Annotated in this window: 12 protein-coding genes; 9 read left to right on the forward strand and 3 right to left on the reverse strand. The window is 65.7% G+C overall.

All coding sequences use genetic code 11. The annotated features are described in order from the left end of the window. The 3 genes from G9C89_RS09370 to G9C89_RS09380 all read right to left on the reverse strand — a co-directional run bounded on the left by G9C89_RS09370 (position 1) and on the right by G9C89_RS09380 (position 2,972). Complete coding sequence (locus G9C89_RS09370) at positions 1-489, reverse strand: tripartite tricarboxylate transporter TctB family protein (protein ID WP_172147604.1); 489 nt, start codon at positions 487-489, stop codon at positions 1-3. Between the two features lie 61 nt (positions 490-550). Then, positions 551-1,531, reverse strand: coding sequence for a tripartite tricarboxylate transporter substrate binding protein (locus G9C89_RS09375; RefSeq protein ID WP_172147605.1), 981 nt, complete (start codon positions 1,529-1,531; stop codon positions 551-553). Positions 1,532-1,571: 40 nt separating this feature from the next. Continuing rightward, on the reverse strand, positions 1,572-2,972 hold the full coding sequence (locus G9C89_RS09380; protein WP_172147606.1) for an enolase C-terminal domain-like protein: 1,401 nt from the start codon (positions 2,970-2,972) through the stop codon (positions 1,572-1,574). A gap of 634 nt (positions 2,973-3,606) precedes the next feature. Here G9C89_RS09380 and kdgD point away from each other — a divergent pair. From kdgD to G9C89_RS09425, 9 genes are all read left to right on the forward strand, one after another. Further along, a complete protein-coding gene (gene kdgD, locus G9C89_RS09385; RefSeq protein WP_172147607.1) occupies positions 3,607-4,518 on the forward strand; it encodes a 5-dehydro-4-deoxyglucarate dehydratase in 912 nt (303 codons plus the stop codon). A 57-nt stretch (positions 4,519-4,575) separates the two neighbouring features. Next, positions 4,576-6,018: an aldehyde dehydrogenase family protein gene (locus G9C89_RS09390; protein WP_172147608.1), complete on the forward strand. Its 1,443-nt coding sequence runs from the start codon at positions 4,576-4,578 to the stop codon at positions 6,016-6,018. A 142-nt stretch (positions 6,019-6,160) separates the two neighbouring features. Next, positions 6,161-7,516: a glucarate dehydratase gene (gene gudD, locus G9C89_RS09395; RefSeq protein ID WP_172147609.1), complete on the forward strand. Its 1,356-nt coding sequence runs from the start codon at positions 6,161-6,163 to the stop codon at positions 7,514-7,516. Positions 7,517-7,587: 71 nt separating this feature from the next. Then, positions 7,588-8,943 (forward strand): MFS transporter, encoded by a 1,356-nt coding sequence (locus G9C89_RS09400; RefSeq protein WP_172147610.1) that lies wholly within the window; start codon positions 7,588-7,590, stop codon positions 8,941-8,943. 14 nt (positions 8,944-8,957) lie between these two features. Continuing rightward, positions 8,958-10,514 carry a galactarate dehydratase gene (gene garD, locus G9C89_RS09405; RefSeq protein ID WP_172147611.1) on the forward strand — a complete coding sequence of 519 codons (1,557 nt, stop codon included), beginning with the start codon at positions 8,958-8,960 and terminating at the stop codon, positions 10,512-10,514. A gap of 87 nt (positions 10,515-10,601) precedes the next feature. Continuing rightward, complete coding sequence (locus G9C89_RS09410) at positions 10,602-11,540, forward strand: 2-hydroxyacid dehydrogenase (protein WP_172147612.1); 939 nt, start codon at positions 10,602-10,604, stop codon at positions 11,538-11,540. 426 nt (positions 11,541-11,966) lie between these two features. Further along, on the forward strand, positions 11,967-13,211 hold the full coding sequence (locus G9C89_RS09415) for an RNA polymerase sigma factor (RefSeq protein ID WP_172147613.1): 1,245 nt from the start codon (positions 11,967-11,969) through the stop codon (positions 13,209-13,211). A 151-nt stretch (positions 13,212-13,362) separates the two neighbouring features. After that, a complete protein-coding gene (locus G9C89_RS09420; RefSeq protein ID WP_172147614.1) occupies positions 13,363-13,707 on the forward strand; it encodes a YciI family protein in 345 nt (114 codons plus the stop codon). 52 nt (positions 13,708-13,759) lie between these two features. Beyond that, positions 13,760-14,551 carry a DUF899 domain-containing protein gene (locus G9C89_RS09425; RefSeq protein WP_172147615.1) on the forward strand — a complete coding sequence of 264 codons (792 nt, stop codon included), beginning with the start codon at positions 13,760-13,762 and terminating at the stop codon, positions 14,549-14,551. Positions 14,552-14,579: the final 28 nt, after the last annotated feature.

Consider the following 14,579-nt stretch of genomic DNA (forward strand, 5'->3'; position numbering starts at 1 on the left):
TTAGAACGGCAGCAGCCCGGAAGGCAGCATCAGATCGAAGGCCTCGCGGAACAGTAGGTAGGTGATGGCCGACGTGACTACGGCGATCAGGGCATAGACGAGGTGGTTGACCCGATGATCGAGCGGGGTCAGCACGATGAACTGCAGGTACAGGTAGATCACGGTCATGATCGGAAAACCAATCGGGTTGAGCAGGGCGATATAGCCGAGGATCAACGCCAGGGTCTTGACCACCGTCTTGATATCGCTGCCGCCCGCCACCTCGGCTTCGCCATCGGGGTGGTACTCCGTCACGGCTTGAGTACAGTTGCGTACGCTCAGCAGTTGCAGCACGCCGAGCAGGCAGAGCATGGCCGACAGCAGGCTGGGCACAAAGGCCGCGTCGATGCCGTTGTGACGCGGCAACTGGATGGTCATTAACAGGTAGCCGAGACTGGCGCCGAGCATGGCGATGCCGATCAGCAGCTCCTTTTTCTTGGTGGTAGCCATCGGGAAACCTCAGGGGATGGGGCCGGGCACCGGCCAGCACTCGGGCTGGCCGGGTCACCTGTTACTTGTTGCGCAGGACATCCTTGTACTGCATGAAGTCTTCGCGGGTCTTGCTCAGTACGGCGATGGCTTCTTCGGTGCCATGGTAGGCCACCGGCTGCTTGAAGGACTTCTTCAGCTCCTCGGCGTACTCGGGCGTCTCGGTGATCTGCTGCATGATGCCGGCCATCTTGGCCACGATGGCCGGGTCGGTGCCTTTCGGGAATGCGACCACGTAGGGCTTGTCGATGGTGAAGTCGACGCCCTGCTCCTTGAAGGTCGGTACGTCGCCGAGCAGTGCGTTGCGCTCGCTGTTGGGCTGGCCGAGGGCGGCCATCTGGCCGCCGGTGACGTAGTCCTGCACCGAACCGTAGCTGATCGCGCCCAGGTCGATACGGCCGCCGAGCAGGGCGACGACCTTCTCCGACACGGTACCGGCGTCGACCATCTTCAGCTTCACCCCGGCCAGCTGTTCGAACATCAGCCCCTGGATATGCGAGAAGCTGCCCATCTCGGTGCCGTAGCTGACGCTGTTGGGATTGGCCTTGGCCTTGTCGATCAGCGCCTGCAGGGTCTTGACCTCGGCGCTCTCGCTGGCGACGAAGATCGCACCCTTGTCCACGCCGGCGATGCAGGCAATGTCGAAGGCCTCGAAGCTGTCATCGGACAGGCCGGCCACTTCGTTGACGATCAGCTGGCCGGTGTGGGTAAAGAGGATGGTGTTGCCGTCCGCCGCGGCGCCTTTGACCTGCTCGGCGGCCAGGGTACCGCCACCACCGGCGACGTTGGTCACCACCATGTTCTTGCCGGTGATCTTGTTGAAGTACTTGGCCATCATGCGCGCATTGAAGTCGGTATCGCCGCCGGGGTTGGCGATCACCACCACCTGCACCGGGCGGGTCGGCCAGTTGACCTCGTCGGCGGCGAAGGCGGTCGACTGGGCGGCGATAGCAGCCATGCCGACCAGGGCAGAGAGGAGGGAGGCGCGGATTGTTTTTTTCATTGGAGTTCTCCGGTGAGTGGGCTTGCGGCGAAGTGGTGGGTTAGGCCGGCGTGCGGCCGAGGCTCGGTTGCTTGGGGTCGTATTGCCAGCCGGGCACCAGGTACTGCATGGCCATGGCGTCGTCGCGGGCAGCACCGGCGACCTGTTGATAGAGTTCGTGGGCGAGCATGATGCGCTCCATGTCCGGCTCGATGCCCAGCCCCGGTTTCTGCGGCACCTGCACACGACCGCCGACGATCTGCAGCGGTTCGCGGGTCAGGCGCTCCTGGCCTTCCTGCCAGATCCAGTGGGTGTCGATGGCGGTGATGCGTCCCGGTGCCGCGGCGGCGGCATGGGTGAACATGGCCAGGGAAACATCGAAATGGTTGTTGGAGTGCGAGCCCCAGGTCAGGCCGAACTCCTCGCACAGCTGCGCCAGGCGCACCGAGCCCTGCATGGTCCAGAAGTGTGGGTCGGCCAGTGGGATGTCGACCGCTTCCAGGCGCAGGGAGTGACCCATCTGCCGCCAGTCGGTGGCGACCATGTTGGTGGCGGTGGGGATGCCGGTGGCGCGCCTGAACTCGGCCATGATCTCGCGGCCGGAATAGCCGTGCTCGGGGCCGCAGGGGTCTTCGGCATAGGCCAGCAGATGGCCCTGGCCCTGGCACAGCTCGATGGCCTCGGCCAGGGACCAGGCGCCGTTGGGGTCGAGGGTCACGCGGGCGTCGGGGAAGCACGCCTTGATCGCGGCCACCGCCTGCATCTCCTCGGCACCGCGCATCACCCCGCCCTTGAGCTTGAAGTCGCTAAAGCCGTAGCGGGCGTTCGCCGCCTGCGCCAGACGCGCGATGGCCTGCGGGGTGACGGCCTCCTGGTGGCGCAGGTGGTACCAGTCCTCGCCCGAGCCCTGGCCGGCCAGATAGGGCAGGTCGCTGCGCTGGCGGTCGCCTATATAGAAGAGGTAGGCGAGCATCGGCACGCTGTCGCGTTGCTGGCCGTTGCCGAGCAGCTCGGCGACCGGGACGTCGAGGTGCTGACCGAGCAGGTCGAGCAGCGCGGCTTCGACCGCGGTGATCACGTTGTCCAGGCGCAGGTTGATCTCATGCGGCTGCTTGAGTACGGCGGCCTCGGCCTCGGACGTCACCTGATGCACGGTGGTCTGCGGGCCGCCGTCGCGCCCGGCGATGGCCTGGCGCAGGCTGTTGAGGATGCGGTTATAGCGGCCGACCGGCTGACCGATGACCAGCCCCTTGCTGCGTTCCAGCGCCTGGCGGATGCCCTCGCCGCCGGGTACTTCGCCGACGCCGCTGCGCCCGGCGCTGTCCTTGAGGATGACCAGGTTGCGGGTGAAGTAGGGCGCATGGGCACCGCACAGGTTGAGCAGCATGCTGTCGTGGCCGGCGACCGGAATCACCTGCATCTCCACCACTCGCGGGGTGTGCGTATGGGCCTGTTCAAGCATGGGCAGGGTTCTCCAGGGGCTGGGCAGCGGGGGCGCGGAGCCGTGCGCCGGCCGTATGAAGGCGCGGCGTTGCAGGCATGGCGCGGTGCAATGAGCGCAAGCAGGAATGAGGGAGGCGCTTCGGCGCGGCGCTGCGCAGCAGATGCAGAGCGTTCCGTGGGTGCACGGTGCACAAGGCGGCTGGGCCGTCGGGGGCGACAGCTATCGGGCAGGTAAAGGGCGCATGTGCCTGGGTCTTCATAATCATGGCTGGGCCTGATTCTTTGTTGTTAGAAGTGTCATACGTTGTCGTATGACTTGGCCGGATTATCAACAGCGTCTGACGAGCTTGTCAACGCGCGGTTGAGTGAAAAGTGCCGGCGGCGACCACCGGTTATGGGTGCGGCGCGGGTTTGCCGGGTTAGCCGCCACAGTCGCTACTCGCTCTGCAGTGGCGATGCGCAGGCTTCTAGCGTCGAGCCTGGCGGGCAACTGCCCGGGCACTGGGGTGGCAACTGACGGAGGCGAGGGGTGGCAGCCAGGGCGATAGCCGGTCGAGAAAAGTGATGGTATTGACCATTGTTGTACGATAACGTATCTCTACAGTCTCGACTGATGCTCCTCTCCACCATTCGCTCTCCAGGGTGTTCGCACAATGAATCCACAAGAACTGAAGTCCATCCTCTCTTCCGGTCTGCTGTCCTTTCCCGTGACCGATTTCGATGCTGCCGGCGATTTCCGCGCCGATACCTATGCGCGCCGCCTGGAATGGCTGGCGCCCTACGGTGCTTCGGCGCTGTTCGCCGCCGGCGGCACCGGCGAATTTTTCTCCCTGACCGGCAAAGAGTATTCGGCGGTGATCAAGACCGCGGTCGACACCTGCGCCGGCAGCGTGCCGATCCTCGCCGGTGTCGGTGGGCCGACCCGCCAGGCCATCGAAATGGCCCAGGAAGCCGAGCGCCTGGGGGCCAAGGGCCTGCTGCTGCTGCCGCACTACCTGACCGAAGCCTGCCAGGAAGGGGTTGCCGCCCACGTCGAGCAGGTGTGCAAGTCGGTGAAGATCGGCGTGGTGGTCTATAACCGCAACGTCTGCCGCCTGACCGCGCCGCTGCTGGAACAACTGGCCGAGCGTTGCCCGAACCTGATCGGCTACAAGGACGGCCTGGGCGATGTCGAACTGATGGTGTCGATCCGTCGCCGTCTCGGCGAGCGCTTCAGCTACCTCGGCGGCCTGCCCACCGCGGAAGTCTATGCCGCCGCCTACAAGGCCCTGGGCGTGCCGGTGTACTCCTCGGCGGTGTTCAACTTCATCCCCAAAACTGCCATGTCCTTCTATAACGCCATGGCGCGCGACGATCACGCCACTGTTGGCGAGATCATCGATGAGTTCTTCCTGCCGTACCTGGATATCCGTAATCGCTGCGCCGGTTACGGCGTCAGCATCATCAAGGCCGGTGCCAGGATTGTCGGCCATGACGCCGGCCCGGTACGTGCGCCGCTGACCGATCTGCTGGCGGATGAGTACGAGATGCTCGCCGCCCTGATCGAAGCCCAGGGCGCGCAATAAACACCGTTTGACCGAGCGCGGCGCGATCACGCGTCGCCCACAGACAGGAGGCTATTCGTGGCCAATCCATCACGTTACGACAACTACATCGGCGGCCAGTGGCTCGCCGCTACCAGCTATTCGAGCAATATCAACCCGTCCGATCTGGCCGATGTGGTCGGCGAATACGCCCAGGCCGACGCCGCTCAGGTTGCTCAGGCCATCGCCGCCGCCCGCGCCGCTTTTCCGGCCTGGTCGACTTCCGGTATCCAGGCGCGCAGCGATGCGCTGGACAAGGTCGGCAGCGAAATCCTCGCCCGCCGCGAAGAGCTCGGTGCGCTGCTGGCCCGGGAAGAGGGCAAGACCCTGCCCGAAGCCATTGGCGAGGTGACTCGCGCCGGCAATATCTTCAAGTTCTACGCCGGCGAATGCCTGCGTCAGGCCGGCGAAGTGCTGGCCTCGGTGCGCCCCGGCGTCTCGGTGGAAGTCACCCGCGAACCGCTGGGCGTGATCGGCCTGATCACCCCGTGGAACTTCCCCATCGCCATCCCTGCCTGGAAAGTCGCCCCGGCCCTGGCCTACGGCAACTGCGTGGTGTTGAAACCGGCCGATCTGGTGCCGGGCTGCGCCTGGGCCATCGCCGAAATCATCTCCCGCGCCGGTTTCCCCGCCGGGGTGTTCAACCTGGTGATGGGCAGCGGTCGGGTGGTCGGTGAAGCCATCGTGCAGCACCCGCAGGTCGATGGCGTCAGCTTTACCGGTTCGGTCGGCGTCGGCCGCAGCATCGCCGCCAGCTGCATGGCGCGCGGTGCCAAGGTGCAGCTGGAGATGGGCGGCAAGAACCCGCAGATCATCCTCGACGATGCCGACCTGAAAACCGCCGTGGAACTGTCGGTGCAGAGCGCCTTCTACTCCACCGGCCAGCGTTGCACCGCCTCCAGCCGCTTGATCGTTACCGCCGGTATCTACGACCAGTTCGTCGCGGCCATGGCCGAGCGGATGCAGTCGATCACCGTCGGCCATGCGCTGGAGAAGGGCAGCGATATCGGTCCCGTGGTGTCCCAGGCCCAGCTCGAGCAGGACCTGCGTTATATCGAGATCGGCAAGGCCGAGGGCGCACGCCTGGTCTGCGGCGGCGAGCGCGTCAGCTGCGAGCAGGACGGCTACTACCTGGCCCCGACCCTGTTCGCCGACTGCACGGCGGACATGCGCATCAGCCGCGAGGAGATCTTCGGCCCGGTGGCCAATATCATCCGCGTGGCCGATTACGACGAGGCGCTGGCCATGGCCAACGACACCGAGTTCGGTCTGTCCGCCGGTATCTGCACCACCTCGCTGAAATACGCCAACCACTTCAAGCGTCATGCCCAGGCCGGTATGGTCATGGTCAACCTGCCGACTGCCGGGGTGGATTACCACGTGCCGTTCGGTGGTCGCAAAGGTTCGTCCTACGGCAGCCGCGAGCAGGGTAAATACGCCCAGGAGTTCTATACGACGGTGAAGACCACCTACATCGGTTGAGACCGGCACCGGTCTCAACCGCGTAGGGTGGATCACGTTTCACCGATCCACCACAGCGTCGTTGTGGTGGATGAAAAAGCGTCACCCACCCCACGGCTGCAACAAGAGCTTTATCCCGCCCAACAATAAAAAGGGAACGGTCATGAGTACAGCTAACACTGCCGGCACCTTCGCCGGTGCCCCGATCATCACCGAGCTGCAGGTCGTGCCGGTCGCCGGCCACGACAGCATGCTGCTCAACCTGAGTGGTGCCCACGGCCCATTCTTTACCCGCAATATCCTCATTCTCAAGGACAACGCCGGGCGCATCGGCGTCGGCGAGGTGCCCGGTGGCGAAGCCATCCGTCAGACCCTGGAAGATGCTCGCCCCTTGCTGGTGGGCCAGTCCATCGGCAACTACAACGGCCTGCTCAACCAGGTGCGCAAGGCCTTCGCCGCCCGCGACTTAGGCGGGCGCGGCCTGCAGACCTTCGACCTGCGTATCACCATCCACGCGGTTACCGCCCTGGAGGCGGCGCTGCTCGACCTGCTCGGCCAGCACCTTGGCGTACCGGTGGCGGCCCTGCTCGGCGAAGGTCAGCAGCGCGATGCGGTGGAGATGCTCGGTTATCTGTTCTATATCGGTGACCGCGAGAAGACCGATCTGGGCTACCGCAACGAAGCGGATGCCAACGACGCCTGGTTCCGCGTGCGCAACGAAGAGGCGCTGAGCCCGGAGACCATCGTCCGCCAGGCCGAAGCGGCCCATGCGCGCTATGGCTTCAACGACTTCAAACTGAAGGGCGGCGTGCTGCGCGGCGGCGAAGAAGTCGAGGCGATTTGTGCCCTGGCTGAGCGTTTCCCGGATGCGCGGGTGACCCTCGACCCCAATGGCGGCTGGTCCCTGGCCGAAGCCATCGAGCTGTGCCGCGACCTGCACGGCGTGCTGGCCTATGCCGAAGACCCCTGCGGCGCGGAAAACGGTTACTCCGGCCGCGAGGTGATGGCCGAATTCCGCCGCGCCACCGGCCTGCCGACCGCGACCAATATGATCGCCACCGACTGGCGGCAGATGGGCCACTGCATCCAGTTGCAGTCGGTGGATATTCCGCTGGCCGATCCGCACTTCTGGACCATGCAGGGCTCGGTGCGGGTGGCGCAGATGTGCAACGAATGGGGCCTGACCTGGGGTTCGCACTCCAACAACCACTTCGACATTTCCCTGGCGATGTTCACCCACGTGGCCGCCGCCGCGCCGGGCAAGGTCACCGCTATCGACACCCACTGGATCTGGCAGGACGGTCAGCACCTCACGCGCAACCCGCTGCAGATCGCAGGCGGTCTGGTGCAGGTGCCGAAGACTCCGGGTCTGGGCGTCGAGCTGGACTGGGATGCATTGGCCAAGGCCCACGAGCTGTACAAGGGCATGGGCCTCGGTGCGCGCAACGATGCCGTGGCCATGCAGTACCTGATCTCCGGTTGGCAGTTCGATAACAAACGGCCCTGTCTGGTGCGTTAAACCAGTGTCCGGCGGTCCGCTTGCCAACAGGCAGCGGGCCGCCTCACTCGAATTTCTGACGAGTTTGCCCAATGCATGCAGTCAAACCGGGCCGGGTGCGTTACTCCATCCTGCTGATGCTGTTCCTCGTCACCACGGTCACCTTCGCCGACCGCTCCAGCCTATCGATAGCCGGGGCCGCGCTGCAGGCGGATCTGGGCATCGATGCGGTGATGCTCGGCTATATCTTTTCCGCGTTCGGCTGGGCCTATGTGATCGGGCAGATCCCGGGTGGCTGGCTGTTCGATCGCTTCGGGGCGAGGCGCGTTTATCTGATCACGCTGTTCTGCTGGTCGCTGTTTACCCTGTTGCAGGGCCTTGTCGGCATGCTGCCGCTGGCCTGGGCCATCGTCAGCCTGTTTCTTCTGCGCCTGGCGGTAGGCTTTGCCGGGTCCCCCTGTTTTCCGGGCAATGCGCGGATCATCGCCGCCTGGTTCCCGACCCGCGAACGCGGCACCGCCACGGCCATGTCCGCCTCGGCGCAGTATGCGGCCACCGCGGTATTCGCCCCGCTGATGGGCTGGGTGGTGCAGGACATGGGCTGGCAGTATGTGTTTGTCGTGCTGGGCGGCCTGGGCTTGCTGCTCTGTGGCCTGTGGCTCAAGGTGATGCACGGCCCGCGGGAACATCCACGCCTGGGCGAAGCCGAGTTCGCCCATATCGAAGCCGGCGGCGCGCTGATCGACCTGGCCCCAAGGCCTGCCGGTGCGGGCGGCTCGCAGTGGCGTTATCTCAAGTTGCTGCTGATCCAACGCACGTTGATCGGTCTGTACCTCGGACAGTACTGCAACAACGCCATTACCTATTTCTTCCTCACCTGGTTTCCCGTCTACCTGGTGCAGGCGCGCGGCATGACCATTCTCTCCGCCGGTTTTGCCGCCTCGCTACCGGCAATCTGCGGCTTTATCGGCGGCGTGCTCGGTGGCCTGGTGTCGGACGCTTTGCTGCGCCGCGGCTGTTCGCTGACCCTGGCGCGCAAGCTGCCTATCGTCGTCGGCATGCTGCTGGCCAGCAGCATCGTGCTCTGTGTTTATGCCGAGAGTGATACCGCGGTGATCGGCCTGATGGCCCTGGCGTTTTTCGGCAAGGGCTTCGGCTCCCTGGGCTGGACGCTGGTGGCCGACACCTCGCCCCGGCAGATCGTCGGCCTGTCCGGTGGGCTGTTCAATACCTTCGGCAACCTGGCGGCCATCACCACGCCTATCGTGGTCGGTTATCTGGTCAGCCTCACCGGCTCGTTCGATGCGGCGCTGATCTATGTCGGTGCCAACGCTTTGCTGGCGGTGATCAGTTATCTGGTTATCGTCGGTCGTATTCACCGGATCGAGCTGGACGCGCCGCCAGGCCTTGCGGCTGAAAGCGCCGTGGCGGCGTCCACTTTGAAATAGAGGAGAGCATGTCCATGCAGTTGATTCCCCATCAGGATTCGCCGCGCTATATCCGCCTGCACCCGGCCGACAACGTTGGTGTGGTGGTCAATGAGCAGGGCGTGGCCAAGGGCGGCCGCTTTGCCGATGGCCTGGAGGCCGTCGAAGGTATTCCGCAGAGCCACAAGGTGGCGTTGCAGGACTTCGCCGTGGAGGGCAAAGTGCTGCGCTACGGCGAGGTGATCGGTTATGCCCTGGAGCCCATCGCCGCCGGGCGCTGGGTGACCGAGGCGCAACTGCGCATGCCGGAGCCGCCCGCCCTGGACAACCTGCCCAAGGCGACCTTGCCGGCTGCGCCGATTGAGCCGCTTACGGGTTATACCTTCGAGGGTTTTCGCAACCCGGACGGCAGCGTTGGCACGCGCAATATCCTTGGTGTGACCACCACCGTGCAGTGCGTGGTCGGGGTGCTCGATCATTGCGTCGAGCGGGTGCGCAAGGAGCTGCTGCCCAAGTACCCCCATGTCGATGACGTGGTCGCCCTGTCGCACAGCTATGGCTGCGGCGTGGCGATCAACGCGCCGGATGCGGTGGTGCCGATCCGCACGCTCTACAACATCAGCCGCAACCCCAACCTCGGCGGCCAGGCGCTGGTGATCAGCCTCGGCTGCGAGAAGTTGCAGGCCAGCCAGTTGATGGATGGCGACCAGCTCACCAACGGCATGGACGAGGAGGACTGGCTATTCCGCCTGCAGGATTCCAGCAACGGCTTCGCCGGCATGGTCGAACAGATCATGGCGATGATCGAGGCGCGTCTGCAGGTACTGAACGAGCGCCGCCGCGAGACGGTGCCAGCGTCTGAATTGTCGGTGGGTATGCAGTGTGGCGGCAGCGACGCCTTCTCCGGCATCACCGCCAACCCGGCCCTCGGTGTGGCCGCCGATCTGCTGGTGCGCGCCGGTGCCACGGTGATGTTCTCCGAGAACACCGAGGTGCGCGACGGCATCCATTTGCTCACCCCGCGCGCGGCCTCGGTGGAAGTGGCCGATGCGCTGATCCGCGAGATGGACTGGTACGACCGCTACCTGCAGCGCGGCATGGCCGACCGCAGCGCCAACACCACGCCGGGCAACAAGAAGGGCGGGCTGAACAATATTGTCGAAAAGGCCATGGGCTCGATCGCCAAGTCCGGCTCCAGCTCCATCGCCGGGGTGGTGTCACCGGGTGAGCGGGTGCGCGGCAAGGGCCTGTGGTTCTGCGCCACGCCGGCCAGCGACTTTATCTGCGGCACCCTGCAACTGGCCGCCGGGATGAACCTGCATATTTTCACCACCGGTCGCGGCACGCCCTACGGCCTGGCCATGGTGCCGGTGATCAAGGTCTCCACCCGTACCCAGCTGGCCGAGCGCTGGCCCGACCTGATCGACGTCGACGCCGGGCAGATCACCTCCGGGCGCATGACCTTGGACGAGATGGGCTGGCACATCTTCCAGCTGTATCTGGATGTCGCCAGCGGCAAGCAACAGACCTGGGCCGAGAAGCACAGGCTGCACAACGACTTGGTGCTATTCAACCCGGCCCCGGTGACCTGAAGGACGGTGCGCGCGGCGCACCCTACGGGCACGCCGCATACCGTGCGCACCCATTTCCACCGAGATAAAGGTCAACCGAGGAGCCCCATGAGCAAACCCCAGGTACTGCAGATCGGCCCGCTAAGTGAGCGCTTCAACCGCACCTTGGCTGATCACTATCAGGTGACTGCGCTATGGCAGCAGGCCGACCCCCTGGCCTTTCTGCGCGAGCAGGGCGAACAGTTCGAGCTGCTGGTGTCTTCGGCCCGCTTCGGCTGCAGCGCCGAGCAATTGGAGTGCCTGCCGAACCTGCGCGCCATCTGCAGCTTTGGCGTAGGTTACGACCCCTATCCGCTGGAGCTGCTGCGTGATCGCGGCATCGTCCTCAGCTCCACCCCGGATGTGCTCAACGATTGCGTCGCCGACGTGGCCATGGGCCTGATCATCGACACGGCGCGGCGCATGTCCGAAAGCGACCGTTTTGTCCGCGCCGGCAGTTGGCCGAGTGCGGCGTTTCCATTGGCGCGCAAGGTCAGCGGTAAACGCCTGGGCATCGTCGGCCTGGGGCGCATCGGCGAAGCCGTGGTGCAGCGTGCCGCTGGCTTCTCCATGCAGGTGCGCTACCACAACCGCAGGCCGGTGACCGGCAGCCCTCATGCCTATGCAGCCAGCCTGCTCGAACTGGCGCGCTGGGCGGATTTCCTCGTCCTGACCTGTCCGGGCGGCGCGGCCACCCATCACCTGATCAATACCCCGATCCTCGAAGCGCTGGGAGCGCAGGGCATCCTGATCAATGTCGCGCGCGGCTCGGTGGTCGATGAAACGGCGCTGATCGAGGCGCTGCAAAACGGCGTATTGGGCGGTGCCGGGCTGGATGTCTACGCGGCCGAACCCGCGGTGCCGGCCGCCCTGCGCGAATTGGATAACGTGGTGCTGCTGCCGCACATCGGCAGCGCCAGCGAGGAAACCCGTCTGCAGATGGAACAGCTGGTGCTGGCCAATCTGCAGGCCTTTGTCGACCAGGGCGAGCTGCTTACCCCGCTGTAAGCGCCGCGCCACCCCATATGTGTGCCGGTTTCGTCCGGCGTGCCTATCACCGCGCTGCCACAAGCGGCGCGGCTGCTCTTCCTGCAACCTCACCTGTGCTGTTACCGGCGCGCCACAAGCGCGCCGGGTTGCTGCGTTACAGCCGGCTTTTGTCGACGTTCTCACCAGCACCTGACCAGGCGCTTTTCTGTCATCTGCGTCGAGACGCTTTTGCCGGCAGGCGCCATGACTTGCCGGTGAGCCGTCTTGGAGATGACATCGACTCGCAGGCTGCGCCATGCGCAGCAAGTGCTCATCGCGCATAACGCGCATACCCGATGGCGCGCGCGGCACCGCCTACGCCGGTCGATCGGTTGTTCCGGCCCGTTGTCCTCGCCGTCCAGGCGGCCTACGCTGACAGGCTCATCAGTCGAAGGGAGGGCAACCATGGACGCCGCCGACGAGCTGCACGAACTGCTGACCGCGCTCTACCGTGACGAGTCGCGGCGGGTGCTGGCGACCCTGATCCGCCTGCTGGGCGATTTCGACCTGGCCGAAGAGGCGCTGCACGAGGCGTTTCGGGTGGCGATGGAGCAGTGGCCGCGCGATGGCGTACCGGCCAATCCGCGGGCCTGGCTGGTGTCGGCGGGGCGCTTCAAGGCCATCGACGGCCTGCGTCGCCAGGCGCGTTTCGAACCGCTGGATGCGCAGCTTGCCGATAGCATTGCCGCGCGCGATCAGCCGCCGTGGGACGGCGACAGCGTCGAGAACGACCGCCTGCGCCTGATCTTCACCTGCTGCCACCCGGCGCTCGCCGCCGATGCCCAGGTGGCGCTGACCCTGCGCGAGATCTGCGACCTCAGCACCGAGGACATCGCCCGCGCCTTTCTCACCAGCCCGAGCACCGTGGCCCAGCGCATCGTGCGGGCCAAGGCCAAGATCCGCGATGCGCGCATCCCCTACGAGGTGCCGGGGCGCGGCGAACTGGCCGAGCGCCTGGAGTCGGTGCTGCAGGTGATCTACCTGGTGTTCAACGAGGGCTACTTCGCCAGTTCCGGCGACGCGCTGACCCGCAGCCACCTGTCCAGCGAGGCCATCCGGCTGGGGCGGCTGCTCCTCGACCTGCTGCCCGAGCCGGAAGTCATGGGCCTGCTGGCCTTGATGCTGCTGCACGAGGCGCGTCGCCCGGCGCGGACCTCGGCGAGCGGTGAGCCGGTGCTGCTGGACGAGCAGGATCGCTCGCTCTGGTCTGCCGAGCTGATCGCCGAAGGCGACATCCTGGTGCTGCAGGCGCTGCGCTCGCGACGGTTCGGCGCTTATGCGTTGCAGGCGGCCATCGCCGCCGTGCATGCCGAGGCGCCGAACGCCGCGGCCACCGACTGGGCGCAGATTGTCGGGCTTTACGACGCCCTGCTGCGCATCTCGCCCTCGCCGGTGATCGAACTCAACCGCGCGGTGGCGCTGGCCATGCGCGACGGCCCGGCAGCCGGTCTGGCCCTGATCGAAGCCCTGCTCGAGCGTGGCGAACTGGTCGACTACCACCTGGCGCACGCCGCCCAGGCCGATCTCTATCGCCGTCTGGGCCGCAGTGGCGAGGCCCGCGCCGCTTATCGGCGCGCTCTGCACTTGGCCCGGCAGGGACCGGATCGGCAGTTCCTGCAACGCCGCCTGGACCAGCTGGCCGACGGCTGAGGTGCGTCGCCGGCCAAGCTTGTTGGTGCGCACGGCGCACCCTACGGGGTGGCCGTTGGTCGGGCGCGGAAATATTTATCTGCGCGCTGTCGATTGCCGCGCCTGGCGCTCGACTAATCAATACCCAGCCCCATGCAATCCGGAGCCCGTTATGAAATACCTCTGCCTGGTCTACAGCAACGAACAGCTGCTGCACGACTCCCCCGACAGCCCGCGTGACGAGGAGTGCTTCGCCTACGCCGAATCGGTGCGCAACAGCGGCCGCATGCTCGCCGCCGAGGCGCTGCAGCCGGTGGAGACGGCGACCACGGTGCGCATGCGCGGCGGCAAGCTGTCGATCACCGACGGCCCCTTCGCCGAGACCAAGGAGCAACTGGCCGGCTTCTACCTGGTCGATGCCCGCGACCTCAACGAAGCCATCCAGATCGCCGGCAAGATCCCGGCGGCGCGGGTCGGCAGCGTCGAAGTGCGGCCGGTGCGTCAGCTGGACGTGTGAGCGGGCCGCGCCGCAGCCAGCGCAAGTCAATCCATCACCGGGAGTTCAGACCATGAACCGCAATGACTACCCACTACCCCGAATCGCCAGCCGCGAAGAGTGGCTGCTGGCGCGCAAGGCGCTGCTGGAGAAAGAGAAGGCCCTGACCCGCCAGCGAGATGCACTCAACGCCGAGCGTCGGCAGCTGCCGATGGTGGCGGTGACCCAGGATTACCGCTTCCAGGGGCCGCAGGGCGAACTGCGCCTGGTCGACCTGTTCGAGGGGCGCCGCCAGTTGATCATCTACCACTTCATGTACCTCCGTGACCGCGGCGAGGGCTGCGAAGGCTGTTCCAGCCTGGTCGACAACATCGGCCACCAGGCCCACCTGCATGCCCGCGACACCACCCTGGTGCTGGTTTCCCGCGCACCGCTGGCCGAGCTTGAGGCGTTCAGGCGGCGCATGGGCTGGACCCTGCCCTGGTATTCCTCCTACGGCAGCGCCTTCAATTACGACTATCACGTCACTACCGACGAGGCGGTGGCGCCGGTGGAGTACAACTACCGCGACAAGGCCGCGCTGGAGCGCCTCGGTCTGACCTATCACATACAGGGCGAACAGCCCGGCGTCAGCGTGTTCCTGCGCGACGGCGAGCGGGTCTATCACTGCTATTCCAGCTACGGCCGCGGCCTGGACATCCTCATGGGCACCTACAATTACCTCGACCTGACGCCGTTCGGCCGCGGAGAAGGCTGGGGCGGCATGCCCGACCTCGACGGCAAGGGCATGCACTGGACCCGCCTGCATGACCAGTACCAACAACCGGCGTCCGCCCACGCGTGCTGCGCGCCGAACGAAGCCTGACCCCGCACCCTGCAAGAGGAGATAGAGC

The organism is Pseudomonas tumuqii, from assembly GCF_013184545.1.
Taxonomy (GTDB): domain Bacteria; phylum Pseudomonadota; class Gammaproteobacteria; order Pseudomonadales; family Pseudomonadaceae; genus Aquipseudomonas; species Aquipseudomonas tumuqii.